Annotated in this window: 22 protein-coding genes; 15 read left to right on the forward strand and 7 right to left on the reverse strand. The window is 54.3% G+C overall.

The window, feature by feature from the left end:
* Positions 1-61: 61 nt before the first annotated feature.
* Together clcA and erpA are read left to right on the forward strand one after the other, a co-directional pair.
* Positions 62-1,462, forward strand: a complete 1,401-nt coding sequence (clcA, locus tag USH94_RS09905; RefSeq protein ID WP_111964001.1) for a H(+)/Cl(-) exchange transporter ClcA — start codon at positions 62-64, stop codon at positions 1,460-1,462.
* Between the two features lie 79 nt (positions 1,463-1,541).
* Positions 1,542-1,886 (forward strand): iron-sulfur cluster insertion protein ErpA, encoded by a 345-nt coding sequence (gene erpA / locus USH94_RS09910; protein WP_008501923.1) that lies wholly within the window; start codon positions 1,542-1,544, stop codon positions 1,884-1,886.
* Between the two features lie 92 nt (positions 1,887-1,978).
* Here the strand turns inward: erpA and USH94_RS09915 are convergent, their stop codons facing one another.
* Genes USH94_RS09915 through mtnN form a run of 3 tightly spaced genes read right to left on the reverse strand, consistent with a single transcriptional unit; the run spans position 1,979 to position 4,121 of the window.
* Complete coding sequence (locus USH94_RS09915) at positions 1,979-2,602, reverse strand: TRIC cation channel family protein (protein ID WP_111964000.1); 624 nt, start codon at positions 2,600-2,602, stop codon at positions 1,979-1,981.
* 27 nt (positions 2,603-2,629) lie between these two features.
* Positions 2,630-3,430: a vitamin B12 ABC transporter substrate-binding protein BtuF gene (gene btuF / locus USH94_RS09920; protein WP_111963999.1), complete on the reverse strand. Its 801-nt coding sequence runs from the start codon at positions 3,428-3,430 to the stop codon at positions 2,630-2,632.
* Positions 3,423-4,121 (reverse strand): 5'-methylthioadenosine/S-adenosylhomocysteine nucleosidase, encoded by a 699-nt coding sequence (gene mtnN, locus USH94_RS09925; protein WP_111963998.1) that lies wholly within the window; start codon positions 4,119-4,121, stop codon positions 3,423-3,425. The genes btuF and mtnN overlap by 8 nt, the downstream gene beginning before the upstream one ends.
* A gap of 82 nt (positions 4,122-4,203) precedes the next feature.
* Between mtnN and dgt the strand changes: the two genes are divergently transcribed.
* The 3 genes from dgt (at position 4,204) to cdaR (ending at position 8,590) form a co-directional block, all read left to right on the forward strand.
* Complete coding sequence (gene dgt, locus USH94_RS09930) at positions 4,204-5,718, forward strand: dGTPase (protein ID WP_111963997.1); 1,515 nt, start codon at positions 4,204-4,206, stop codon at positions 5,716-5,718.
* A 131-nt stretch (positions 5,719-5,849) separates the two neighbouring features.
* A complete protein-coding gene (degP, locus tag USH94_RS09935) occupies positions 5,850-7,286 on the forward strand; it encodes a serine endoprotease DegP (protein WP_111963996.1) in 1,437 nt (478 codons plus the stop codon).
* 146 nt (positions 7,287-7,432) lie between these two features.
* Positions 7,433-8,590, forward strand: a complete 1,158-nt coding sequence (gene cdaR / locus USH94_RS09940; protein ID WP_045327810.1) for a DNA-binding transcriptional regulator CdaR — start codon at positions 7,433-7,435, stop codon at positions 8,588-8,590.
* A gap of 92 nt (positions 8,591-8,682) precedes the next feature.
* Here cdaR and USH94_RS09945 read toward each other — a convergent pair whose 3' ends face one another.
* From USH94_RS09945 to map, 4 genes are all read right to left on the reverse strand, one after another.
* On the reverse strand, positions 8,683-9,069 hold the full coding sequence (locus tag USH94_RS09945; RefSeq protein WP_014168696.1) for a DUF3461 family protein: 387 nt from the start codon (positions 9,067-9,069) through the stop codon (positions 8,683-8,685).
* A gap of 111 nt (positions 9,070-9,180) precedes the next feature.
* Entirely contained in the window at positions 9,181-10,005 is an 825-nt protein-coding gene (gene dapD, locus USH94_RS09950; protein WP_008501915.1) for a 2,3,4,5-tetrahydropyridine-2,6-dicarboxylate N-succinyltransferase, read from the reverse strand.
* A 32-nt stretch (positions 10,006-10,037) separates the two neighbouring features.
* The gene (gene glnD / locus USH94_RS09955; protein WP_109845538.1) at positions 10,038-12,713 is read right to left on the reverse strand and encodes a bifunctional uridylyltransferase/uridylyl-removing protein GlnD; all 2,676 of its coding nucleotides are present in this window, start codon (positions 12,711-12,713) and stop codon (positions 10,038-10,040) included.
* A gap of 63 nt (positions 12,714-12,776) precedes the next feature.
* Entirely contained in the window at positions 12,777-13,571 is a 795-nt protein-coding gene (map, locus tag USH94_RS09960; protein WP_023310454.1) for a type I methionyl aminopeptidase, read from the reverse strand.
* A 321-nt stretch (positions 13,572-13,892) separates the two neighbouring features.
* Between map and rpsB the strand changes: the two genes are divergently transcribed.
* The 10 genes from rpsB (at position 13,893) to skp (ending at position 24,724) form a co-directional block, all read left to right on the forward strand.
* Positions 13,893-14,618: a 30S ribosomal protein S2 gene (gene rpsB / locus USH94_RS09965; RefSeq protein WP_003856207.1), complete on the forward strand. Its 726-nt coding sequence runs from the start codon at positions 13,893-13,895 to the stop codon at positions 14,616-14,618.
* A gap of 117 nt (positions 14,619-14,735) precedes the next feature.
* Positions 14,736-15,587, forward strand: coding sequence for a translation elongation factor Ts (gene tsf, locus USH94_RS09970; RefSeq protein WP_014882627.1), 852 nt, complete (start codon positions 14,736-14,738; stop codon positions 15,585-15,587).
* Positions 15,588-15,737: 150 nt separating this feature from the next.
* The gene (gene pyrH, locus USH94_RS09975; RefSeq protein ID WP_008501910.1) at positions 15,738-16,463 is read left to right on the forward strand and encodes a UMP kinase; all 726 of its coding nucleotides are present in this window, start codon (positions 15,738-15,740) and stop codon (positions 16,461-16,463) included.
* Positions 16,464-16,630: 167 nt separating this feature from the next.
* Positions 16,631-17,188, forward strand: a complete 558-nt coding sequence (gene frr / locus USH94_RS09980) for a ribosome recycling factor (protein WP_003856180.1) — start codon at positions 16,631-16,633, stop codon at positions 17,186-17,188.
* 93 nt (positions 17,189-17,281) lie between these two features.
* Positions 17,282-18,481 (forward strand): 1-deoxy-D-xylulose-5-phosphate reductoisomerase, encoded by a 1,200-nt coding sequence (gene ispC, locus USH94_RS09985; RefSeq protein ID WP_111963995.1) that lies wholly within the window; start codon positions 17,282-17,284, stop codon positions 18,479-18,481.
* A gap of 186 nt (positions 18,482-18,667) precedes the next feature.
* Entirely contained in the window at positions 18,668-19,426 is a 759-nt protein-coding gene (gene ispU / locus USH94_RS09990) for a (2E,6E)-farnesyl-diphosphate-specific ditrans,polycis-undecaprenyl-diphosphate synthase (protein ID WP_024907522.1), read from the forward strand.
* Between the two features lie 12 nt (positions 19,427-19,438).
* The gene (gene cdsA, locus USH94_RS09995; RefSeq protein ID WP_023310457.1) at positions 19,439-20,296 is read left to right on the forward strand and encodes a phosphatidate cytidylyltransferase; all 858 of its coding nucleotides are present in this window, start codon (positions 19,439-19,441) and stop codon (positions 20,294-20,296) included.
* A gap of 11 nt (positions 20,297-20,307) precedes the next feature.
* Positions 20,308-21,660 carry a sigma E protease regulator RseP gene (rseP, locus tag USH94_RS10000; protein ID WP_111963994.1) on the forward strand — a complete coding sequence of 451 codons (1,353 nt, stop codon included), beginning with the start codon at positions 20,308-20,310 and terminating at the stop codon, positions 21,658-21,660.
* Positions 21,661-21,689: 29 nt separating this feature from the next.
* Positions 21,690-24,107, forward strand: coding sequence for an outer membrane protein assembly factor BamA (bamA, locus tag USH94_RS10005; RefSeq protein WP_111963993.1), 2,418 nt, complete (start codon positions 21,690-21,692; stop codon positions 24,105-24,107).
* 122 nt (positions 24,108-24,229) lie between these two features.
* Complete coding sequence (skp, locus tag USH94_RS10010) at positions 24,230-24,724, forward strand: molecular chaperone Skp (RefSeq protein ID WP_111963992.1); 495 nt, start codon at positions 24,230-24,232, stop codon at positions 24,722-24,724.
* Positions 24,725-24,727 lie beyond the last annotated feature (3 nt).

Below are 24,727 nucleotides of genomic sequence, written 5' to 3' on the forward strand. Positions count from 1 at the left end.
GACGGTAGGGCAGTCTCTGGTAAAATCCACGCGGCTTTTGTATGACGAATAAGTGCAGGACATGAAATCAGATTCTCCGTCTTTTGAAGAACAACAGTTTACGCGCGCCCAGCACCGAATCAGCATTCGGCGGCTGCTTAACCGCGATAAAACGCCGCTGGCGATCCTTCTGGCTGCTGCCGTGGTGGGAACACTCGCCGGGCTGGTGGGCGTGGCGTTTGAAAAAGCGGTTAATGCCGTGCTCAACTGGCGAGTGGGCACCGTGGCCGGTTTCGCCAATAGCGAATGGCTGGTCTGGGTGTGGGCATTCGGACTGTCTGCGCTGTTTGCCATGGTGGGGTATTTTCTGGTGCGTAAATTCGCACCGGAAGCCGGGGGATCGGGCATCCCGGAAATTGAAGGTGCGCTGGAGGAGCTGCGTCCGGTGCGCTGGTGGCGTGTGATTCCGGTTAAATTCATCGGCGGCATGGGAACTCTGGGCGCGGGCATGGTGCTTGGCCGGGAAGGACCCACGGTACAGCTGGGCGGGAACCTCGGCCGCATGGTGGGCGATCTGTTTCGGATGCGAAGCGCCGAAGCGCGCCATACGCTGCTGGCAACCGGCGCGGCGGCGGGGCTTTCAGCCGCGTTTAACGCGCCGCTGGCGGGCATTTTGTTCATCATCGAAGAGATGCGCGCGCAGTTTCGCTACAACCTGATCTCCATTAAATCGGTGTTTACCGGCGTCATTATGTCGAGCATCGTGTTTCGCATCTTTAATGGCGAAGGGGCGGTTATTGAGGTGGGTAAACTCACCAACGCGCCGGTCAACACCCTGTGGCTTTATCTGATCCTCGGCATGATTTTTGGCGTGGTGGGACCGCTGTTTAACACCTTTATTCTGTGCGCTCAGGATATGTTCCAGCGCATTCACGGCGGGAACACCACCAGATGGGTGCTGATGGGCGGCCTGCTGGGGGGAATGTGTGGCGTACTCGGGTTTATTGAGCCGAATGCCGCAGGCGGCGGGTTCGGGCTGATTCCAATTGCGGCGGCGGGGAATTTCAGCGTGGGCCTGCTGCTGTTTATGTTTATTTCAAGAGTCATCACGACGGTGCTGTGCTTCTCCTCCGGCGCGCCCGGCGGGATTTTCGCCCCGATGCTGGCGCTGGGTACGCTGCTCGGGACCGCGTTTGGTATGGCGGCTGAAGCGGGGTTTCCCGCCTATCATCTTGACGCCGGGACGTTTGCCATCGCCGGAATGGGGGCGCTGCTGGCCGCGTCCCTTCGTGCGCCGTTGACCGGGATCGTGCTGGTACTGGAGATGACGGACAATTACCAGCTCATTTTGCCAATGATCATTACCTGTCTCGGCGCGACACTATTAGCCCAGTTCCTGGGTGGAAAACCGTTATACTCCACCATCCTTGCGCGTACCCTGGCGAAACAAGAGGCGGAGCGGGCCGCCACGCAGAATACTTGAATGAATTACCAGGGTATTAGATAATGACGAAAAGAATTGGGTGAATTTTACCCAATAGCAGTATTCATGGGAGCATAAGATGAGTGATGACGTAGCTGTGCCGCTGGAATTTACCGAAGCAGCAGCCAACAAAGTGAAAACCCTGATTGCCGACGAAGACAATCCGGATCTGAAACTGCGTGTTTATATTACCGGTGGTGGCTGCAGCGGCTTCCAGTATGGTTTTACCTTTGACGACCAGGTTAACGATGGCGATATGACTATCGAGAAACAGGGCGTCGCGCTGGTGGTTGACCCGATGAGCCTGCAATATCTGGTGGGCGGTTCGGTGGATTACACCGAGGGTCTGGAAGGTTCGCGCTTTGTGGTGACCAACCCGAACGCGACAAGCACCTGCGGGTGTGGGTCTTCGTTCAGCATCTAAGAGAGTGCGGGCTGATGCCCTCACTCCGGCCCTCTCTCACAGGAAGGGGGATAAATACTAAAAACGGTAACCTGACGGTTACCGTTTTGCTTTTATCTTGCATTATCATCCAGCGCAAACGTCGGCAGCTTCAGGTGCCAGCGTATCGCCGCTAAACGTATCACCAGCGTCACGACCATCCCCAGCATTGCGGCGTTTTCCAGCGGAATTGCAAAGGTGTAGTACGCGGTCGCGTGGACAATGCCGCCCGCAATACAGGCCGTCGCGTAAATTTCAGTACGCAGGATCATCGGCACTTCACGCGCCAGAATGTCGCGAATGATGCCGCCGCCCACGCCGGTTAATACGCCCATGCAGATTGCCACCATCGGACCGGTGCCCGCATTAAACGCCTTATTGACGCCAATACCGACAAACACGGCCAGACCGACGGCATCCAGTACCGGCAATATCCATTTTGGTAATCGGCGGGGCTGGCGAACCAGCACAATGGTGAACAGGCAGGTGACCATTGCGACCACCAGATCGGTCGGATCTTTCACCCAGAACACCGGCCCATTCGCCAGCGCCATATCGCGGATAGTCCCGCCGCCGACGGCGGTCACGACGCCCAGCACCAGCACGCCAAACGGATCCATGCGTAGTTTTCCGGCGAGCAGGACGCCGGAGATAGCAAAAACGGCTGTGCCAAGAATATCCAGCCAATAAACGAGCATCGTTAAATCCTCGAAAAGGGTCTTATGTTAGTGGCTCTCTGCCAGCGCGGCACAGAGCTGTTTTGCGGCGAGGATAATACGCGGGCTGGCGCGTTCAAACCAGTCGCTGTTGAGGGGGATCACCGGTATTTTTAGCTGTCTTTGCCAGAATTGCTCAATTTTGGGAATTTCGCTCGCATTTCCGACCACGACGATGGCCTGTGGCTGGCGCGCCAGAACCTGCTCACGGCTTACCTGAGGCCACGGCACCCGGCTGGCTGCAAAGATGTTTTCACCGCCACAGACTTCCAGCACCTGGTTCTGAATCGACCCTTTCCCGGTGGTAAACAGCGGCTGGCTGCCAAACTGAAGGAAGATGCGCTTTTTAACAGGGGTATCGTATCGGGATTTCAGCGCCGCATAGTCGCTCAGCATCTGTTTTGCCGCGGCCTCTGCTTTTTTGGGCGTAGGGCTATAGGGTGCCAGGGCGCGGAGCGCCTGAGCGACCTGCTCAATGCTGACGGCATCTATCCACATCACTTTTATGCCGAGGGAAGTGAGCTGGTTGACCTGCCGCTCGGCGTTGCCGCCACGCCAGGCCAGCACGAGATCCGGTTTAAGCGCCACGATGCGCTCAAGGTTCATCCCCTGCCAGGTTGCTACTTGTTCAATACCCGCGGCCTGCGGTGGGTAATCCGAAAAGCTGCTCACGCCAACGGGGGTGATCCCGGCGGCAAATGCCAGTTCCGTATTCGCGGGAGAGAGGGTAATTACGCGCGGTAGCGCATAGAGCCACAGCGGTGCGAAAAGAAGCAGGGCGGCAAGCGCCCTGAGGGTATGTTTAGCCACGTGCCAGATTCTGCACCAGGCGTTCCACCATCACGGTGGACTGTTTTGCCGCAACGGTCAGGAACTCGTCGAAGCTGATGTGGGACTGCTGGTCTGCCACGTCAGAGATGGCGCGAACCACCACAAACGGTACGCTGAAGTTATGGCAAACGTGAGCAATCGCGGTCGCTTCCATCTCAACGGCTACCGCCTGAGGGAAGTTATGACGGATTTTCGCCAGACCCACGGAACCATTGATGAACGCATCACCGCTGACAATCAGACCGCGTACCGCGTTGAGGTTGAGCTCTGTAATGCAGGTCTCTGCCGCCGCAATCAGTTTGTCGTCAGCCTTAAATCCTGCCGGGCAGCCAGGAAGCTGGCCGTACTCGTAACCGAACGCGGTGACGTCCGCATCGTGATAGCGCGCTTCGTCGGAAACAACGATATCACCCACCTTCAGCGTCGGCGCCAGGCCGCCCGCAGAGCCGGTATTAATGATTACGTCCGGCTTGCAGCGCTCAAGCAGCAGGGTGGCACCCAGCGCCGCAGCGACTTTACCGATGCCTGATTTCAGCAGAGCCACGTCAACACCGTTTAGCTGACCGGTATAGATCTCACAACCACCCAGAGAGAGGGTCTGACGGTTCTCAATTTTGTCACGCAGGAGCGTAACTTCTTCTTCCATTGCACCAATAATGCCGATTTTCATAGATTTACTCGCGATGTGCCTTGTTAAGATGCATAGTCTATCATGCGGTTAAGGGGAAACGCATTCTCATGCGGGGGAGCACATGTCACCAATCGATTTTCGCACCAAAATTAACTGGCACCGACGTTTCCGTTCGCCGCAGGGCGACAAGAGCGAACATGAGATCCTGCGTATCTTTGAAAGCGATCGCGGGCGGATCGTTAACTCGCCCGCCATCCGCCGTCTGCAGCAAAAGACCCAGGTCTTTCCGCTGGAACGTAACGCCGCGGTGCGCACGCGTTTAACCCACTCCATGGAGGTGCAGCAGGTCGGGCGCTACATTGCGAAGGAGGTTTTGAGCCGTCTTAAAGAGCAGCGTTTACTAGAAACCTATGGTCTGGACGAGCTGACGGGGCCTTTTGAGAGCATCGTTGAGATGGCCTGCCTGATGCATGACATCGGCAACCCGCCTTTCGGTCACTTTGGTGAGGCGGCAATCAATGACTGGTTTAAACAACGGCTTTACCCTTCGGATGCGGTGAGCCAGCCGCTGAGCGACGATCGCTGCATCGTACGCGATTTACGCCTGCGTGAAGGCGAAGAGGGACTGAACGATCTGCGCCGCAAGGTACGTCAGGATCTCTGTCATTTTGAAGGCAACGCGCAGGGGATCCGTCTGGTCCACTCCCTGATGCGCATGAACCTGACCTGGGCACAGGTCGGCTGCATTCTAAAATATACGCGCCCCGCGTGGTGGATGGGGGATCCTCCCGCGTCCCACAGTTATCTAATGAAAAAACCGGGCTATTACCTTTCCGAAGAGGCCTATATTGAGCGGCTGCGTAAAGAACTTTCATTGACGCCAAACGGTCGTTTTCCATTGACCTGGATTATGGAAGCCGCCGATGATATCTCCTATTGCGTGGCCGATCTGGAAGATGCCGTTGAGAAAAGAATTTTCAGCGTCGAGGAGCTTTATCAGCATCTTTATGCGGCCTGGGGTACTCACGAAAAAGGCTCGCTGTTTGCGCAGGTTGTAGAAAATGCCTGGGAAAAATCGCGGTCAAATACATTAAGCCGCAGTACGGAAGACCAGTTCTTTATGTATTTGCGGGTCAATACATTAAATAAACTGGTGCCATACGCGGCGTCGCGCTTTATTGATAATTTGCCGCTCATTTTCAGCGGGGAATTCAACCACGCGCTGCTGGAAGATGACAGCAGTTTCAGCCAGCTCCTTGAGCTTTATAAACATGTTGCGATGCGGCATGTATTCAGCCATCCGGATGTCGAGCAGCTAGAGCTGCAGGGCTATCGGGTAATCAGTGGGTTACTGGAAATTTATTCCCCATTGCTCCAGCTTTCTGTCGACGAATTCAGCGAGCTGGTGGAACACGAGCGCGTGCGCAGAATACCCATCGAATCGCGGCTTTATCAAAAACTCTCTACCCGGCATCGTCTGGCGTATGTCGAAGCGATTGGCAAGGTGGAACGCAACTCTCCCGAATGGCCAGTGATGGAATATTATTATCGCTGCCGTCTTATCCAGGACTATATCAGCGGCATGACGGATTTGTATGCCTGGGATGAATACCGCAAGCTGATGGCGGTGGAATAATCCCGGAGTTTTGTAAAGACGGCCAATAAATTTTTACCTTTTCCATAAACTTATCGCCGGAACTAAGCGGTATAAAACGAATCTGAGTTACACAGCAATTTTGCGTTACCTGTAAATCGAGATTGAGAAACATGAAAAAAACCACATTAGCAATGAGTGCACTGGCTCTGAGTTTAGGTTTAGCGCTGTCTCCTCTGACTGCTACTGCAGCCGAGACCGCGTCGTCGGCAGCAACCGCGCAGCAGATGCCAAGCCTGGCACCGATGCTCGAAAAAGTGATGCCATCGGTGGTGAGTATTAACGTTGAGGGCAGTACGACCGTCAATACGCCGCGTATGCCGCGTAACTTCCAGCAGTTCTTCGGCGACAACTCGCCGTTCTGCCAGGACGGTTCGCCATTCCAGAGCTCTCCATTCTGTCAGGGCGGAGGTGCCGGGGATGACAGCCAGGGCGGCGGCCAGCAGCAGAAGTTCATGGCGCTTGGCTCGGGGGTAATTATTGATGCGGCGAAAGGCTACGTCGTTACCAACAACCACGTTGTCGATAACGCTAACAGCATTAAGGTTCAGCTGAGCGATGGCCGCAAGTTCGACGCCAAAGTGGTGGGTAAAGACCCGCGCTCCGACATCGCGCTGATCCAGATCCAGGATCCGAAAAACCTGACGGCGATTAAAATTGCCGACTCCGACGCGCTGCGCGTGGGTGACTACACCGTGGCGATCGGTAACCCGTTTGGTCTGGGTGAAACCGTGACATCCGGTATCGTCTCTGCACTGGGCCGTAGCGGCCTTAACGCGGAAAACTACGAAAACTTCATCCAGACGGATGCAGCGATCAACCGCGGTAACTCCGGCGGTGCGCTGGTGAACCTGAACGGTGAGCTGATCGGTATCAACACCGCGATCCTGGCACCGGACGGCGGCAACATCGGGATCGGCTTTGCTATCCCAAGTAACATGGTGAAAAACCTGACCGCGCAGATGGTGCAGTATGGCCAGGTGAAACGCGGTGAGCTGGGTATCCTCGGGACTGAGCTGAACTCCGAGCTGGCGAAGGCGATGAAAGTTGACGCCCAGCGCGGGGCATTCGTCAGCCAGGTGATGCCGAATTCCTCTGCGGCGAAAGCGGGCATTAAAGCGGGGGATGTGATCACCTCCCTGAACGGTAAGCCGATCAGCAGCTTTGCCGCCCTGCGTGCCGAAGTGGGCTCCATGCCGGTTGGCAGTAAAATCACCCTCGGCCTGCTGCGCGACGGTAAGCCGGTTAACGTGAGCCTGGAGCTGCAGCAGAGCAGCCAGAATCAGGTGGATTCCAGCACCATCTTCAGCGGGATTGAAGGTGCCGAGATGAGCAATAAAGGCGCAGACAAAGGCGTGGTGGTGAATAACGTGAAAGCGAATTCACCGGCAGCCCGTATCGGCCTGAAAAAAGGCGATGTGATCATGGGCGCTAACCAGCAGCCGGTTAAAAACATCGCTGAACTGCGCAAAATTCTCGACAGCAAGCCTTCCGTGCTGGCGCTGAATATCCAGCGTGGCGATACCTCTCTTTATCTGCTGATGCAGTAATCCTCTGAAGCCCCTGTTCGCAGGGGCTTTCTCGTTTCTGTGACTGTAACCACAACTCCATACTTCTCCCTCTCTCTTTGTGCATTCGCACAATGCAGCCGTCGCTGAACTTCCCTATGCTTGAGCTCTGCTCACGGGAGGGTTCTATGGCTGGCTGGCATCTTGATACCAAAATGGCGCAGGATATCGTGGCGCGCACCATGCGCATCATCGATACCAATATCAACGTGATGGATGCTCGCGGGCGCATTATCGGCAGCGGCGATCGCGAGCGTATTGGGGAATTGCACGAAGGTGCGCTGCTGGTGCTTTCCCAGGGGCGGGTCGTGGATATCGACGACGCGGTAGCGAAACACCTGCACGGCGTTCGTCAGGGCATCAATTTACCGCTGCGCCTTGAAGGTGAGATTGTGGGGGTCATCGGCCTCACCGGCGAGCCCGAGTCGCTGCGAAAATACGGTGAGCTGGTCTGCATGACGGCGGAGATGATGCTCGAGCAGTCGCGCCTGATGCACCTGCTCGCTCAGGACAGCCGCCTGCGCGAAGAGCTGGTGATGAACCTTATTCAGGCGGAAGAGCATACGCCTGCACTGAGTGAATGGGCCCAGCGTCTGGGGATCGATCTGAACCAGCCGCGCGTGGTGGCGGTCATTGAGGTCGATAGCGGCCAGCTTGGCGTGGACAGCGCGATGGCCGAGCTGCAGCAGCTGCAAAATGCGCTGGCAACGCCGGAACGCGATAACCTGGTGGCGATCGTTTCTCTGACGGAAATGGTGGTGCTCAAACCGGCGCTCAATGCGTTTGGCCGCTGGGATGCGGACGATCATCGTCGTCGCGTGGAGCTGCTGATCTCCCGTATGAAGGAGAATGGTCAGCTGCGTTTTCGCGTTGCGCTGGGCAACTACTTTACCGGGCCGGGCAGTATTGCCCGCTCCTGGCGTACCGCGCGAACCACCATGATGGTGGGCAAGCAGCGGATGCCGGAAAGCCGCAGTTATTTCTATCAGGATCTGATGCTGCCGGTGCTGCTCGACAGCCTGCGCGGGGGCTGGCAGGCCAATGAGCTGGCGCGGCCATTAGCGCGTCTGAAAGCCATGGACAACAATGGCCTGCTGCGCCGGACGCTGCAGGCGTGGTTCCGCCATAACGTGCAGCCGCTGGCGACCTCGAAGGCGCTGTTTATTCACCGCAATACCCTGGAGTATCGGTTAAACCGGATTTCGGAGCTGACGGGGCTGGACCTGGGGAATTTCGACGACAGGCTGCTGCTGTATGTGGCGCTGCAGCTGGATGAGCAGAGATGACTGAGTGCGGTCTGGTGGCCTCACCCCATCCCTCTCCCACGGGGAGAGGGCGCAAACACTAAAAACGGCAATCAAGGATTGCCGTTTTGCTTTTATTTCCGGGTTAATTTCTCAAGATCCGCTTCAATCTCGCTGATCTTGTTAGTTACAACGCTTTCAAGGTGACGCAGATCGTCAAGGATCTTACGCTTGAGATCGACTTCGGTACGGTCGCGCTGGCAGATCTGATCGAGTTCATCGATCACATAGCGCAGGTTAGGGCTGATTTCCTGTACTTCTTTGTATCCCTGACCTACGCCGTCAGCAACAACGGTTTTACGCTGGCGTGGGTATTTAAACTTCACGCTTTTGGCGAAAAACTCTCCTTTGTCCTTGTGAAAATAGATTTTCAAAATATCGTTGTTGGCTTCCTGGCGGAGGCTGTAACGATCAATTTCATCAGGATTGGTAATGCCCAGACTTTTCAGATTATCGTACATAGCGGTACCCTTGATCTCAACATAACCTTTGAATAATTAACGAAAAAATCTATTTTCGCCACCCTAAGATATAAAAAAAGCGGGGTTGCCCCCGCTTTTTGTTATACCCGATTAATCGATGGTGCGCAGCAATTCATTGATGCCCACTTTACCGCGCGTTTTCGCATCCACTTTCTTCACGATAACCGCACAGTAGAGGCTGTATTTGCCATCTTTTGACGGCAGGTTACCGGAAACCACTACGGAGCCCGCCGGAACGCGACCGTAGTGAACTTCGCCGGTTTCACGGTCATAAATACGGGTGCTCTGACCGATGTAAACGCCCATGGAGATCACGGAGCCTTCTTCAACGATCACGCCTTCTACCACTTCAGAGCGCGCGCCGATGAAGCAGTTGTCTTCGATGATGGTCGGGTTAGCCTGCAGTGGCTCCAGAACACCACCGATGCCCACGCCGCCGGACAGGTGAACGTTTTTACCGATCTGCGCGCAGGAACCGACGGTCGCCCAAGTGTCAACCATCGTGCCTTCGTCAACGTAGGCACCGATGTTCACGTAGGATGGCATCAGCACGGTATTGCGTGCGATGAAGGCGCCCTGACGCACTGCCGCAGGCGGTACCACGCGGAAACCTTCTTTCTGGAAACGCGCTTCGTCGTAGTCAGCGAATTTCATTGGCACTTTATCGAAGTAGCGGCTTTCTGCTCCGTCGATAACCTGGTTATCGTTGATGCGGAAAGAGAGCAGCACGGCTTTCTTCAGCCATTGATGAGTGACCCACTGACCGTCGATTTTTTCTGCCACGCGCAGCGCGCCGGAATCCAGAAGGGAAATCACCTGGTTTACCGCTTCACGGGTCACGGTATCCACATTTGCCGGGGTAATCTCGGCGCGACGCTCAAAAGCGGACTCAATAACGTTCTGTAACTGCTGCATTGTTTACTCTTTCCATTTCACTAAAAAACATATCACCCTTTATCGTTTGGATTGAGGGCTGCTGTCAACCGTTGTTGCACTTCAAGCTGCAGGTCATTATTAAGGGCACGCCGGTCGGCGGTGGCGATTATAAATAAATCTTCTACTCGCTCGCCAATCGTTGTAATTCGGGCCCCATGAAGCGAAATTCCCAGATCGGCAAAAACCTGGCCGACGCGGGCAAGCAGCCCTGGCTGGTCGAGCGCGATCAGCTCCAGGAACGATTTTCGGTCGGTGTGGGTCGGCAGGAAATTGACCTCGGTATCGACGGTAAAGTGGCGCAATTTCGCAGGCTGGCGACGCGGCTGCGGAGGCTGCCAGCTGCGCTGGGTAATCGCCTGCTCCAGACCAAAACGTATCCCTTCATGCCTGTCCGCCGAGAGCGGGCTGCCGTCCGGCTCAAGCACGATAAAGGTGTCCATCGCCATACCGTCGCGGGTGGTGAAGATCTGCGCGTCGTGAACGCTCAGATTACGCCTGTCCAGCTCGGCGCAGACCGCAGCAAACAGATAAGGGCGGTCCGGGCTCCAGATGAAAATCTCCGTCCCGCCGCGGGTGGCCTGCGGGCTCAGCAGGATCATCGGCTGGGACAGATCGTGCTTGAGCAGATGCCGCGCGTGCCACGCCAGCTGGTTTGGGCTGTGGCGGACAAAATAGTTGGCGCGACAGCGGGCCCAAATCTGATGCAGCGCCTCTTCATCAATGTTATCCATCCGCAGCAGCGCCAGCGCCTGCAGCTGATGATGGCGTACGCGTTCGCGCATATCCGGGGTGTTTTGCATCCCGCGGCGCAGCTGTTTTTCTGTGGCGAAGTACAGCTCGCGCAGCAGGCTCTGCTTCCAGCTGTTCCACAGGGTCTCGTTGGTGGCGCAGATATCGGCCACCGTCAGGCAGACCAGATAGCGCAGACGGTTTTCAGTCTGAACCTCTTCGGCGAACTGCTTAATGACTTCCGGGTCCTGAATGTCCCGACGCTGGGCGGTGACCGACATCAGCAGGTGATGGCGAACCAGCCAGGCCACCAGCTGCGTTTCACGCGAGTTCAGGCCGTGCAGTTCGGCAAATTTCAGTACGTCCTGCGCGCCCAGCACCGAATGGTCACCGCCGCGACCTTTGGCGATATCGTGGAACAGGGCGGCAATCAGGATCAGTTCCGGATGGGTCAGGCGCGGCCACAGCTCCACGCACAGCGGGTGGCGGGAGCGCGTCTCTTCTTTCGCAAAGCTCTCCAGCTTGAGCATCACGCGGATCGTGTGTTCATCCACCGTGTAGGCGTGGAACAGATCGAACTGCATCTGCCCGACGATGTGCGACCACTGCGGCATATAGGCCCACAGCACGCTGTGACGGTGCATCGGCAGCAGCCCACGACTGACGGCACCCGGGTGGCGGAGCATGCTCAGGAACAGCGAACGCGCTTCCGGGATATAGCACAGCGGCTGCGTCAGATGACGACGCGCATGGCGCAGATGGCGCAGGGTGGTAGAATAGATGCCTGTGATGGTGCTGTTGCGCACCATGGTATAGAACATCCGCAGAATCGCTTCCGGCTCGCGAATGAACAGCGTTTCGTCGCGCAGATCGATAAGCGTGCCGCGCAGCTGGAATTCGTCATCAATCGGGCGCGGCTTTTCGTCGGCCGTCAGGGCCAAAATGGCCTCGTCGAACAGCTGCAACAGCATCTGGTTTAGCTCGGTCACCCGACGGGTGACGCGGAAGAAATCCTTCATCATATGCTCAACCGGCTCGTTACCTTCGCCCTGGTAATTCAGGCGCTGAGCCACGCTGAGCTGGCGGTCAAACAGCAGACGGTTATCGTAGCGCGTAACTTCCAGATGCAGGGCAAAGCGGATGCGCCAGAGCAGGTGCAGACACTCGTTTAGCTCGTTACGCTCGGCCTCGGTTAAGAAGCCGAAGCCGACCATCTCGTCCATCGAGGTGGCGCCAAAATGGCGGCGGGCGACCCACTGTAAAGTGTGGATGTCGCGCAGGCCGCCGGGGCTGCTTTTTATATCCGGTTCAAGATTATAGCTGGTGCCGTGATAGCGCTGGTGGCGCTGGTTTTGCTCCTCGACCTTCGCGGCGAAGAACTTTTCTGACGGCCAGAAGCCGTCGCTGAAGATGTGTTTTTGCAGCTCCAGGAACAGGGCGACATCACCAATCAGCAGGCGGGTTTCAATCAGGTTGGTAGCGACGGTCAGGTCCGATAACCCTTCCAGCAGGCACTCTTCCAGGGTGCGCACGCTGTGGCCGACTTCCAGCTTCACGTCCCAGAGCAGCGTCAGCAGTTCGCCAATTTTTTGCGCCTGTTCGTCCGGCAGCTTTTTGCGGCTTAAGATCAGCAGATCGATATCGGAAAGCGGATGCAGCTCACCGCGGCCATAGCCCCCGACGGCAACCAGCGCAACATCACTGATTTGCCCAAACCCGTAATCGATCCACAGGCGCTGCAGCAGCTGGTCGATAAATTCGGTGCGCGCTTCAATGAGCTGCTCGGCCGACACGCCTGCGTCGAACGCGCTGCCCAGCCAGCGATGGAAAACATCCATATGGGCTTTAATATGCGCGCAGGTCAGCTCGTGCGACGGCCAGACGCCCGGGTTATCGGGCTGGTCGGGGAGGGTGGGAAGTGCTGTGTTAGCATACTGTTCGGGTAAAAGATTACTCATCGTGCGCCACCCATAAGAAAAAGCTATAGCCATTAAAAAAGCCGGCATTTGCCGGCTTTTTTATCATTCGTCGTGCGTCAGTATCGCCGGGATGGTGTCATCCTTGCGCAACGTCATAATTTCGCAGCCGTTGTCTGTTACCACAATAGTATGCTCGTACTGTGCAGACAAGCTTCTGTCTTTGGTTTTCACCGTCCAGCCGTCTTTCATGGTACGGATGCGGTAATCACCCGCGTTGACCATCGGCTCAATGGTAAAGGTCATGCCTTTTTGCAGCACCACGCCGCCGTCGTCTGCATCATAGTGCAGAACCTGCGGCTCTTCATGGAAGACGCGACCAATGCCGTGACCGCAGTACTCGCGAACCACGGAGAAACCTTCTGCTTCCACAAACTTCTGGATTGCCGCACCGATGGTACGCAGGCGAATACCCGGTTTAACCATTTTCAGCGCCAGATAGAGGCTCTCTTGCGTCACTTTGCACAGACGCTCGCCAAGAATAGTCGGCTTGCCAACGATGAACATTTTTGAGGTGTCACCGTGGTACTCGTCTTTAATGACGGTCACGTCGATGTTAACGATGTCGCCGTCTTTCAGCAGTTTTTCATCGTCCGGAATACCGTGACACACCACTTCATTAATAGAGATGCAGACGGATTTCGGGAAACCGTGGTAGCCGAGGCAGGCGGAAACCGCGTGCTGCTCGTTCACGATATAGTCGTTACAGATACGGTCCAGTTCACCGGTGCTGACGCCCGGCTTCACGAACGGCTCGATCATTTCCAGCACTTCCGCGGCCAGACGACCGGCGACGCGCATCTTTTCAATTTCTTCAGGTGTCTTAATAGAGATAGCCATGTAATCTGTCCATCGGTGTCGATTTTTTCGACAATACTAGTCTAAGTGTCGTCAATGGTATCAGTCAGGCACGCTCCGTGCCAAATTGAGAATCATTAACAGCACACTCCGCCAACAACTGTTGGTTTCTGGTCGTGTTTTGTGGTATAAAGCGCGCCGGACTTCCGATCCATCTCAGATACACAGGCTGGACGGAAGCGACAAATCTCACTTTGTGTAACAACACACACGTATCGGCACATATTCCGGGGTGCCCTTCGGGGTCGGTAATATGGGATACGTGGAGGCATAACCCCAACTTTCAATATAGAGGTTTTAAACATGGCAACTGTTTCCATGCGCGACATGCTCAAGGCTGGTGTTCACTTTGGTCACCAGACCCGTTACTGGAACCCGAAAATGAAGCCTTTCATCTTCGGCGCACGTAACAAAGTTCACATCATCAACCTTGAGAAAACTGTACCAATGTTCAACGAAGCCCTGGCTGAGCTGAACAAGATCTCTTCCCGTAAAGGTAAGATTCTGTTCGTTGGTACTAAGCGCGCTGCAAGCGAAGCTGTGAAAGATGCTGCTAACAGCTGCGACCAGTTCTTCGTGAACCATCGCTGGTTGGGCGGCATGCTGACCAACTGGAAAACTGTTCGTCAGTCCATCAAGCGCCTGAAAGATCTGGAAACCCAGTCTCAGGACGGTACTTTCGACAAGCTGACTAAGAAAGAAGCGCTGATGCGCACTCGTGAACTGGACAAGCTGGAAAACAGCCTGGGCGGTATCAAAGATATGGGCGGCCTGCCAGACGCGCTGTTCGTAATCGATGCAGACCACGAGCACATCGCTATCAAAGAAGCTAACAACCTGGGTATCCCGGTATTCGCTATCGTTGATACCAACTCCGATCCGGACGGTGTTGACTTCGTTATCCCGGGTAACGACGACGCAATCCGTGCTGTTAGCCTGTACCTGAGCGCTGTAGCTGCTACCGTTCGTGAAGGCCGTTCCCAGGATCTGGCTTCTCAGGCGGAAGAAAGCTTCGTAGAAGCTGAATAATAAGGTTTTACCCCTTATTAGTACCGTGTATGAATAGGGGCCCATTACCGGCCCCTTTTTTCAATTTACACTGTTTGGCCCCCGGCCGGGCAGTTCACATCTCCCGAGGATTTAAGAATGGCTGAAATTACCGCATCCCTGGTAAAAGAGCTGCGCGAGCGTACTGGCGCAGGCATGATGGATTGCAAAAAAGCGCTGACTGAAGCGAACGGCGACATCGAGCTGGCAATCGAAAACATGCGTAAATCCGGTGCGATCAAAGCAGCTAAAAAAGCAGGCAACGTTGCTGCTGACGGCGTGATCATCACTAAGATCGACGGCAACTACGGCATCATTCTGGAAGTTAACTGCCAGACTGACTTCGTTGCTAAAGATGGCGGTTTCCAGGCATTTGCTAACAAAGTTCTGGACGCAGCTGTTGCTGGTAAAATCACTGACGTTGAAGTTCTGAAAGCACAGTTCGAAGAAGAACGTGTTGCGCTGGTTGCTAAAATCGGTGAGAACATCAACATCCGTCGCGTATCTTCTCTGGAAGGTGACGTTCTGGGCTCTTACCAGCACGGTGCACGTATCGGTGTTCTGGTTGCGGCTAAAGGCGCTGACGAAGAGCTGGTTAAACAGCTGGCAATGCACATCGCTGCAAGCAAGCCAGAATTCGTTAAGCCAGAAGACGTGTCTGCTGAAGTGGTTGAGAAAGAGTACCAGGTTCAGCTGGACATCGCGATGCAGTCTGGTAAACCAAAAGAAATCGCAGAGAAAATGGTTGAAGGCCGCATGAAGAAATTCACCGGTGAAGTTTCTCTGACTGGCCAGCCATTCGTAATGGACCCAAGCAAGTCTGTTGCTCAGCTGCTGAAAGAGCACAACGCTGACGTAACTGGCTTCATCCGCTTCGAAGTGGGCGAAGGCATCGAGAAAGTTGAGACTGACTTCGCAGCAGAAGTTGCTGCAATGTCCAAGCAGTCTTAATGATTGAAAAGGAGCCGCCTGAGGGCGGCTTCTTTTTGTCACCCGTCACAGGAAATCAGACAGGCTCCAGTATCGCTGTACTGATTTGCGGCATATCATGTCGCCAGAATTAACCCCCATCTTAATCGTTGACAGTCTCAGGAAAGAAACATGGCTACCAATGCAAAACCCGTGTACAAACGCATTCTGCTTAAGCTGAGTGGCGAAGCGCTGCAGGGATCGGAAGGCTTCGGTATTGACGCAAGCATCCTTGATCGCATGGCACAGGAAATCAAAGAACTGGTCGAACTGGGTATCCAGGTTGGCGTGGTCATTGGCGGTGGCAACCTTTTCCGTGGTGCTGGTCTGGCGAAAGCGGGGATGAACCGCGTTGTGGGCGACCACATGGGTATGCTGGCAACCGTGATGAATGGCCTGGCGATGCGTGATGCGCTCCATCGCGCCTATGTGAACGCCCGCCTGATGTCCGCTATTCCACTGAATGGCGTATGCGATAATTACAGCTGGGCAGAAGCCATCAGCCTGCTGCGCAACAACCGCGTGGTGATCCTCTCCGCCGGTACGGGTAACCCGTTCTTTACGACCGATTCCGCCGCCTGCCTGCGCGGTATCGAGATCGAAGCCGATGTGGTACTGAAAGCGACCAAAGTAGACGGCGTGTTTACTGCCGACCCGGCAAAAGATCCTTCTGCCACCATGTACGATCAGCTGAGTTACAGCGAAGTGCTGGATAAAGAGCTGAAAGTGATGGATCTTGCCGCCTTCACGCTGGCTCGCGACCACAAACTGCCGATCCGTGTCTTCAACATGAACAAGCCTGGCGCACTGCGTCGCGTGGTCATGGGCGAAAAAGAAGGCACTTTGATCACGGAATAATTTCCGTTGACGATAAATACAGGTAAGATTCCGCTTTATTTTGTAGTGGTATCTTACCCGGGCGCGCCTTTGGCGTTGTCATGAATTAAACGCGACTATACTTAGCACACCTGTAGCGCTGTGCTGGCGGATAGTCTGCCTGAGACAAGTTTTCAAGGATTCGTAACGTGATTAACGACATCAGAAAAGATGCTGAAGTACGCATGGACAAATGCGTAGAAGCGTTCAAAAACCAAATCAGCAAAATCCGTACTGGCCGTGCTTCCCCAAGCCTGCTGGATGGCATCATCGTAGAATATTACGGTACGCCAACCCCTCTGCGCCAGCTGGCGAGCGTGACGGTTGAAGATACCCGTACGCTGAAAATCAACGTCTTCGACCGCTCTATGAGCCCGGCCGTTGAGAAAGCGATTATGGCCTCTGACCTCGGACTGAACCCAAGCTCTGCGGGCGCAGACATCCGCGTTCCACTGCCTCCGCTGACGGAAGAACGTCGTAAAGATCTGATCAAAGTGGTTCGTGGCGAAGCTGAGCAGGGTCGTGTATCCGTGCGTAACGTCCGTCGCGACGCGAACGATAAAGTAAAAGCGCTGCTGAAAGAAAAAGAGATCAGTGAAGATGACGATCGTCGTTCTCAGGACGACATTCAGAAAATGACCGACGCTGCCATCAAGAAAATTGATGCGGCGCTGGCAGAAAAAGAAGCGGAACTGATGCAGTTCTGATTTCTGTCGTACACTGATAAACGCCGTTCAGAGGGACTTCGGGTCTTGCTGGCGGCGTTTTGCTTTTATCTGGTCTAACTTTTCGGGCATCCCATGAAGCATTTAACACTCCTCGGCTCAACTGGTTCCATCGGTTGCAGCACTCTCGACGTTGTTCGCCATAATCCTGAACTTTACACCGTGACAGCGCTGGTGGCCGGTAAGAATGTGCAGCGAATGGTTGAGCAGTGCCTGGAGTTTACGCCCCGCTATGCGGTGATGGATGACGAAGAGAGCGCGCGTCTGCTCAGAGCACGGCTGATTGAACAGGGCAGCCGAACCGAGGTGCTGAGTGGCCAACAGGCGGCCTGCGAGATGGCGGCGCTGGATGAGGTGGATCAGGTGATGGCGGCCATTGTCGGGGCGGCAGGATTATTGCCGACGCTTGCCGCGATTGATGCCGGTAAGGACGTTCTGCTGGCCAATAAAGAGTCGCTAGTCACCTGCGGACGCCTGTTTATGGACGCGGTGAAGCAGCGCGGCGCGCGTCTTCTACCGGTCGACAGCGAGCACAACGCGATTTTTCAGAGTTTACCGCAACCTTTTCAACAGAACCTGGGGTACGCTGACCTGGAGCAGAATGGCGTAGTGTCGATTCTGCTTACCGGGTCTGGTGGCCCGTTCCGTGAAACGCCACTGTCTGAACTGCGCGCCATGACGCCGGATCAGGCGTGCCGTCATCCGAACTGGTCGATGGGGCGTAAAATCTCCGTTGACTCTGCCACCATGATGAACAAAGGTCTGGAATACATTGAAGCGCGCTGGTTGTTTAATGCGTCAGCGAAACAGATGGAAGTACTGATTCACCCGCAATCGGTCATTCATTCGATGGTGCGTTATCAGGATGGCAGCGTGCTGGCGCAGTTGGGCGAGCCGGACATGCGTACGCCGATTGCCCATTCAATGGCGTGGCCAAATCGAGTGAAATCCGGCGTGAAGCCGCTTGATTTCTGCAAGCTAAGTTCCCTGACGTTCAGTGAACCAGATTACGATCGCTATCCTTGTCTGAAGCTTGCGATGACTGCCTTTGACCAGGGGCAGGCGGCGACAACGGCACTTAATGCAGCCAATGAAATTACCGTTGAGGCATTTCTGAATCAGCAAATTCGTTTTACCGATATCGCGTCGTTAAATTTATCGGTACTGGAGATGATGGATTTGCGCGAACCACAAAGCGTGGAAGAGGTGCTGGCGGTGGATGCAGCTGCGCGTAATATTGCGCGCCAACAGGTGACACGTCTCGCAAGCTGGTGATAAAGCAAGCACTAGTCGTCGTGCTATTTGTTAGCGTTGGGCTTCAGTGATATAGTCTGCGCCACCTGATCGCAGGTATTTGACTTAATGTGGTCAGGTGAGCCGTGGTTTGACACGGCTTTTTTATGTATAGGCTTCAGTATTCCTGAGTACCGTTAAATCCTTTTCAGGGACAAAAAACGCGTTATGTTGTCTGCGAATCAACCAATAAGCGAAAATTTGCCAGCTCATGGCTGCCGTCATGTAGCAATCATTATGGATGGCAATGGCCGCTGGGCGAAAAGACAAGGGAAGATACGAGCCTTTGGGCATAAAGCGGGGGCGAAATCCGTTCGTCGCGCCGTTTCTTTTGCCGCCAACAACGGCATTGATGCGTTAACGCTCTATGCTTTTAGCAGTGAAAACTGGAATCGGCCTCTGCAGGAAGTGACTGCGTTGATGGAATTGTTTGTGTGGGCGCTAGACAGCGAAGTAAAAAGCCTGCACCGCCACAACGTCCGCCTGCGTATCATTGGCGATACCAGTCGTTTTAACTCACGTTTGCAGGAACGGATTCGTAAAGCAGAAGCGCTGACGGAAAATAATACCGGTCTTACGCTGAATATTGCGGCGAATTACGGCGGACGCTGGGATATTATCCAGGGCGTTCGGCATCTAGCCGAACAGGTTCAGGAAGGGCTGTTGAGACCCGACCAAATTGATGAAGAGGCGCTGAGCAAGCAAATCTGCATGAATGAACAGGCTCCCGTGGATTTGGTAATTAGGACAGGGGGGGAACATCGCATAAGTAACTTTTTGATATGGCAAATTGCCTATGCCGAACTTTACTTTACGGATGTTCTTTGGCCCGATTTTGATGAACAAGACTTTGAAGGTGCGCTGCATGCCTTTGCCAATCGAGAGCGTCGTTTCGGCGGCACCGAGCCTGGTGGCGACAAAGCCTGATGGGGGTAGCTTTTGCTTAAGTATCGCCTGATTTCCGCTTTTGTATTAATACCCATTGTCATTGCGGCGCTGTTTTTACTGCCCCCGGTGGGATTCGCTATTGTCACGCTGGTGGTGTGTATGCTCGCCGCGTGGGAATGGGGACAGTTTAGCGGCTTTACCTCGCGCACTCAGCGAGTATGGCTTGCGGTACTTTGTGGCTTTATCCTGGCCATAATGCTGTTTACGTTGCCTGAATATCACCATGATATTCATCAGCCACTGGTTGCCGGTTCCTTGTGGATATCGTTGGCCTGGTGGGTTGCCGCGCTGTTGCTGGTTCTTTTTTATCCAGGTTCTGCGGCATTATGGCGTAATTCAAAAGTGCTGCGACTGATTTTTGGTTTGCTCACAATTATTCCTTTTTTCTGGGGTATGGTTGCGCTGCGAGCCTGGCACTACGACGAAAACCACTACAGCGGTGCGATCTGGCTGCTTTATGTAATGATTCTGGTCTGGGGTGCTGACTCCGGGGCCTATATGTTTGGTAAACTGTTTGGCAAACATAAGCTGGCACCGAAGGTTTCTCCGGGCAAAACCTGGCAAGGATTCATCGGCGGCCTGTTTACGGCAGCGATCATCTCCTGGGGCTACGGCGTCTGGGCGAATCTTGAAGTGGCACCGTCAATACTGCTGGTGTGCTCGATTTTTGCTGCGCTTGCCTCCGTGCTCGGTGATTTGACCGAAAGTATGTTTAAGCGCGAAGCAGGGATTAAGGATAGCGGACACCTGATTCCAGGGCATGGCGGTATACTGGATCGCATTGATAGCCTGACAGCGGCTGTTCCAGTGTTTGCGTGTTTGCTTTTACTGGTATTCGGGACGATTTAACGGAAGGTTTTATGCTGAGCATTCTCTGGAATCTGGCGGCGTTCATTGTTGCACTGGGTGTACTGATTACCGTGCATGAATTTGGCCATTTCTGGGTTGCTCGCCGCTGTGGCGTGCGCGTAGAGCGGTTTTCCATCGGTTTTGGTAAATCACTCTGGACGCGCACAGATCGTCATGGCACAGAGTTTGTCATCGCCCTTATTCCGCTGGGCGGCTACGTCAAAATGCTCGACGAACGCGTCGAGCCTGTCGCTCCTGAGCTGCGACACAGCGCATTCAACAATAAAACCGTTGGACAACGCGCCGCCATCATTGCTGCCGGACCGGTAGCCAACTTCATCTTTGCGATTTTTGCGTACTGGCTGGTGTTTATCATCGGCGTCCCTGGCGTACGTCCTGTAGTGGGTGAAATTGCCCCCAACTCCATCGCGGCGAGTGCGCAAATTACATCCGGGATGGAACTTAAAGCGATTGATGGCATCGAAACCCCTGATTGGGATGCCGTGCGACTGCAGCTGGTAGCCAAAATTGGCGATCCGCAGACCACCATCAGCGTATCGCCGTTTGGTTCTGATACGCGTCAGGACAAAGTACTTGATTTACGCCACTGGCGTTTCGAGCCAGACAAAGAGGATCCCGTCGCTGCGCTGGGCATTCGTCCGCGCGGCCCGCAGATCGAGCCGGTATTAGCTGAAGTACAGGCAAATTCGGCAGCGAGCAAAGCGGGTTTGCAAGCGGGCGACAGGATCGTTAAAGTCGATGGTCAACCATTAACAGAGTGGATGACCTTTGTTACTCTGGTGCGCGATAATCCGGGAACGTCTCTCGCGCTGGAAGTTGAAAGGCAGGGTAGTCCGCTTTCGCTGACGCTGATTCCGGATACGAAGTCGGTCGGCAAAAAGGCAGAAGGGTTTGCAGGCGTTGTGCCAAAAGTGATCCCGCTGCCAGATGAGTACAAGACAATACGCCAGTATGGGCCGTTCAGCGCCATCCTTGAAGCCACGGATAAAACATGGCAACTGATGAAGCTGACGGTCAACATGTTGGGGAAATTGATAACCGGTGATGTGAAACTGAACAACCTCAGTGGGCCAATTTCGATTGCTCAGGGGGCTGGGATGTCAGCGGAATTCGGGGTGATTTACTATCTCATGTTCCTCGCGCTCATTAGCGTGAACCTTGGGATAATCAACCTGTTCCCGCTTCCCGTTTTAGACGGGGGTCATCTGCTGTTTTTAGCGATTGAAAAGCTAAAAGGCGGACCGGTATCCGAGCGAGTTCAAGACTTTAGTTATCGCATTGGCTCGATTCTGCTGGTGCTGTTAATGGGGCTTGCACTTTTCAATGATTTCTCTCGGTTGTAAGAGAGTGTTAGGAAGAACGCATAATAACGATGGCGATGAAAAAGTTGCTCATAGCGTCGCTGCTGTTTAGCAGCGCCACCGTATACGGTGCTGACGGGTTCGTAGTGAAAGACATTCATTTCGAAGGCCTCCAGCGTGTCGCCGTTGGTGCGGCCCTCCTCAGTATGCCTGTACGCCCCGGCGATACGGTTAATGATGATGATATCAGTAACACCATCCGTGCTCTGTTTGCCACCGGCAACTTTGAGGACGTTCGCGTCCTGCGCGATGGTGATACGCTGCTGGTACAGGTAAAAGAACGTCCAACGATCGCCAGTATCACTTTCTCCGGTAACAAGTCGGTGAAAGATGACATGCTCAAGCAAAACCTTGAAGCATCGGGTGTTCGTGTGGGTGAATCTCTGGACCGCACAACCCTTTCAGACATTGAAAAAGGTCTGGAAGACTTCTACTACAGCGTCGGTAAATACAGCGCCAGCGTGAAAGCGGTTGTTACTCCGCTGCCACGTAACCGTGTTGACCTGAAGCTGGTCTTCCAGGAAGGTGTTTCTGCGAAGATCCAGCAGATCAACATTGTCGGCAACCATGCGTTCAGCACCGACGAACTGATCTCCACCTTCCAGCTGCGCGATGAAGTGCCATGGTGGAACGTGGTAGGCGATCGCAAATACCAGAAACAGAAACTGGCGGGCGACCTTGAAACCCTGCGCAGCTACTATCTCGATCGTGGCTATGCGCGTTTCAACATCGACTCGACTCAGGTCAGTCTGACTCCGGACAAGAAAGGTATCTACATCACGGTTAACATCACTGAAGGCGAGCAGTACAAGCTTTCTGGTGTTGAAGTGAGTGGTAATCTGGCGGGGCATTCTGCCGAAATCGAATCGCTGACCAAAATTCAGCCAGGCGACCTGTATAGCGGTTCCAAAGTAACCAAAATGGAAGACAGCATTAAGAAGCTGCTCGGCCGCTATGGTTATGCCTATCCGCGCGTACAGACTCAGCCTGAAATCAATGACGCGGATAAAACCGTTAAGCTGCATGTGAATGTTGATGCGGGCAACCGTTTCTACGTGCGTAAGATCCGCTTCGTCGGTAACGACACCTCCAAAGATTCCGTTCTGCGTCGCGAAATGCGTCAGATGGAAGGCGCATGGTTGGGTAGCGACCTCGTTGATCAGGGTAAAGAGCGTCTGAACCGTCTGGGTTATTTTGAAACGGTGGATACCGATACCCAGCGCGTACCGGGCAGCCCGGATCAGGTTGATGTCGTTTATAAAGTGAAAGAGCGCAACACCGGTAGCTTCAACTTCGGTGTGGGCTACGGTACTGAAAGCGGCGTCAGCTTCCAGGTCGGCGTGCAGCAGGATAACTGGCTGGGTACAGGTTACTCTGTCGGTATTAACGGCACCAAAAACGACTACCAGACCTACTCCGAGTTCTCTGTGACTAACCCATACTTCACCGTTGACGGTGTGAGCCTGGGCGGTCGTATTTTCTATAACGACTTTAAAGCAGACGACGCGGATCTGTCTTCTTACACCAACAAGAGTTACGGTGTAGACGGTACGCTTGGCTTCCCGGTTAACGAATACAACACCCTGCGTGCGGGCTTAGGTTACGTGCATAACGACCTGTCCAACATGCAACCTCAGGTGGCGATGTGGCGTTATCTGGACTCTATCGGCCAGTCAACCAGCAAAACTGGTCATGACAATGGCTTCGCGGCGGATGACTTCACCTTTAACTACGGTTGGACCTATAACCGTCTCGACCGCGGCTACTTCCCAACGGAAGGTTCTCGCGTCAACCTGAACGGTAAAGTTACAGTTCCGGGTTCCGATAACGAGTTCTATAAGGTCACGCTTGATACCGCATCCTACTTCCCGATCGATGACGATCATAAGTGGGTGGTTCTGGGTCGTACCCGTTGGGGCTATGGCGATGGTCTGGGTGGCAAAGAACTGCCGTTCTATGAAAACTTCTATGCGGGTGGCTCCAGCACCGTTCGTGGTTTCCAGTCCAACAACATTGGTCCGAAAGCGGTTTACTACGGCGGGAACGACAAAGATAACTGTAATAAGTCTTCCTCTTCCGAAGTCTGTAGCTCTGATGACGCGGTGGGCGGTAACGCCATGGCCGTTGCCAGCCTGGAGTTCATCACGCCAACGCCGTTTATCAGTGATAAATACGCGAACTCGGTCCGTACGTCCTTCTTCTGGGATGCAGGTACCGTGTGGGATACCAACTGGCAGAATACTGCCCAGATGCGCGCAGAGGGCGTTCCAGACTACAGCGATCCGAGCAATATTCGCATGTCTGCCGGTATCGCATTACAATGGATGTCACCGCTGGGGCCGTTGGTCTTCTCTTACGCCCAGCCGTTTAAGAAATACGATGGAGACAAAGCGGAGCAATTCCAGTTTAACATTGGTAAAACCTGGTAATAATCCGCTGCAAAGGAATGCGTTGGCAGTGTAGCGCTGACAACTGGCGATCGGTAACACGGTCGCCTTGCCACGCAAAGAACGGTACCTTCTGGTGCCAATGGGATGGTAAGGAGTTAATTGTGAAAAAGTGGTTATTAGCTGCAGGTCTCGGTTTAGCGATGGCAACTTCTGCTCAGGCAGCAGACAAAATTGCAATCGTCAACATGGGTAATTTGTTCCAGCAGGTTGCACAGAAAACAGGTGTTTCTGCGACTCTGGAAAACGAATTCAAAGGCCGTGCAAGCGAACTGCAGGGTATGGAAAACGATCTTCAGTCCAAAATGCAGCGTCTGCAGCGTGATGGTTCTACCATGAAGGCAAGCGACCGCAGCAAGCTGGAAAAAGACGTAATGGCTCAGCGCCAGACGTTCTCCCAGAAAGCGCAGGCTTTCGAGCAGGATCGTCAGCGTCGTTCTAACGAAGAACGCGGCAAGCTGGTGACTCGCATTCAGAGCGCTGTTAAAGCAGTGGCTGCCGATCAGAGCATCGATCTGGTTGTTGATGCGAACGCCGTTGCTTTCAACAGCAAAGATGTTAAAGACATCACTGCTGATGTTCTGAAACAGGTTAAATAAGTA

The organism is Enterobacter sp. 148H3 (assembly GCF_034107425.1).
Taxonomy (GTDB): Bacteria; Pseudomonadota; Gammaproteobacteria; order Enterobacterales; family Enterobacteriaceae; genus Enterobacter; species Enterobacter vonholyi.

Bases quoted from the DNA above. Each gene is read 5' to 3' on its own strand.
- clcA (WP_111964001.1), top strand. From the start codon at position 62: ATGAAATCAGATTCTCCGTCTTTTGAAGAACAACAGTTTACGCGCGCC.
- erpA (WP_008501923.1), top strand. From the start codon at position 1,542: ATGAGTGATGACGTAGCTGTGCCGCTGGAATTTACCGAAGCAGCAGCC.
- USH94_RS09915 (WP_111964000.1), bottom strand. From the start codon at position 2,602: ATGCTCGTTTATTGGCTGGATATTCTTGGCACAGCCGTTTTTGCTATC.
- mtnN (WP_111963998.1), bottom strand. From the start codon at position 4,121: ATGAAAATCGGCATTATTGGTGCAATGGAAGAAGAAGTTACGCTCCTG.
- dgt (WP_111963997.1), top strand. From the start codon at position 4,204: ATGTCACCAATCGATTTTCGCACCAAAATTAACTGGCACCGACGTTTC.
- degP (WP_111963996.1), top strand. From the start codon at position 5,850: ATGAAAAAAACCACATTAGCAATGAGTGCACTGGCTCTGAGTTTAGGT.
- cdaR (WP_045327810.1), top strand. From the start codon at position 7,433: ATGGCTGGCTGGCATCTTGATACCAAAATGGCGCAGGATATCGTGGCG.
- USH94_RS09945 (WP_014168696.1), bottom strand. From the start codon at position 9,069: ATGTACGATAATCTGAAAAGTCTGGGCATTACCAATCCTGATGAAATT.
- dapD (WP_008501915.1), bottom strand. From the start codon at position 10,005: ATGCAGCAGTTACAGAACGTTATTGAGTCCGCTTTTGAGCGTCGCGCC.
- glnD (WP_109845538.1), bottom strand. From the start codon at position 12,713: ATGAGTAATCTTTTACCCGAACAGTATGCTAACACAGCACTTCCCACC.
- map (WP_023310454.1), bottom strand. From the start codon at position 13,571: ATGGCTATCTCTATTAAGACACCTGAAGAAATTGAAAAGATGCGCGTC.
- rpsB (WP_003856207.1), top strand. From the start codon at position 13,893: ATGGCAACTGTTTCCATGCGCGACATGCTCAAGGCTGGTGTTCACTTT.
- tsf (WP_014882627.1), top strand. From the start codon at position 14,736: ATGGCTGAAATTACCGCATCCCTGGTAAAAGAGCTGCGCGAGCGTACT.
- pyrH (WP_008501910.1), top strand. From the start codon at position 15,738: ATGGCTACCAATGCAAAACCCGTGTACAAACGCATTCTGCTTAAGCTG.
- ispC (WP_111963995.1), top strand. From the start codon at position 17,282: ATGAAGCATTTAACACTCCTCGGCTCAACTGGTTCCATCGGTTGCAGC.
- ispU (WP_024907522.1), top strand. From the start codon at position 18,668: ATGTTGTCTGCGAATCAACCAATAAGCGAAAATTTGCCAGCTCATGGC.
- rseP (WP_111963994.1), top strand. From the start codon at position 20,308: ATGCTGAGCATTCTCTGGAATCTGGCGGCGTTCATTGTTGCACTGGGT.
- bamA (WP_111963993.1), top strand. From the start codon at position 21,690: ATGGCGATGAAAAAGTTGCTCATAGCGTCGCTGCTGTTTAGCAGCGCC.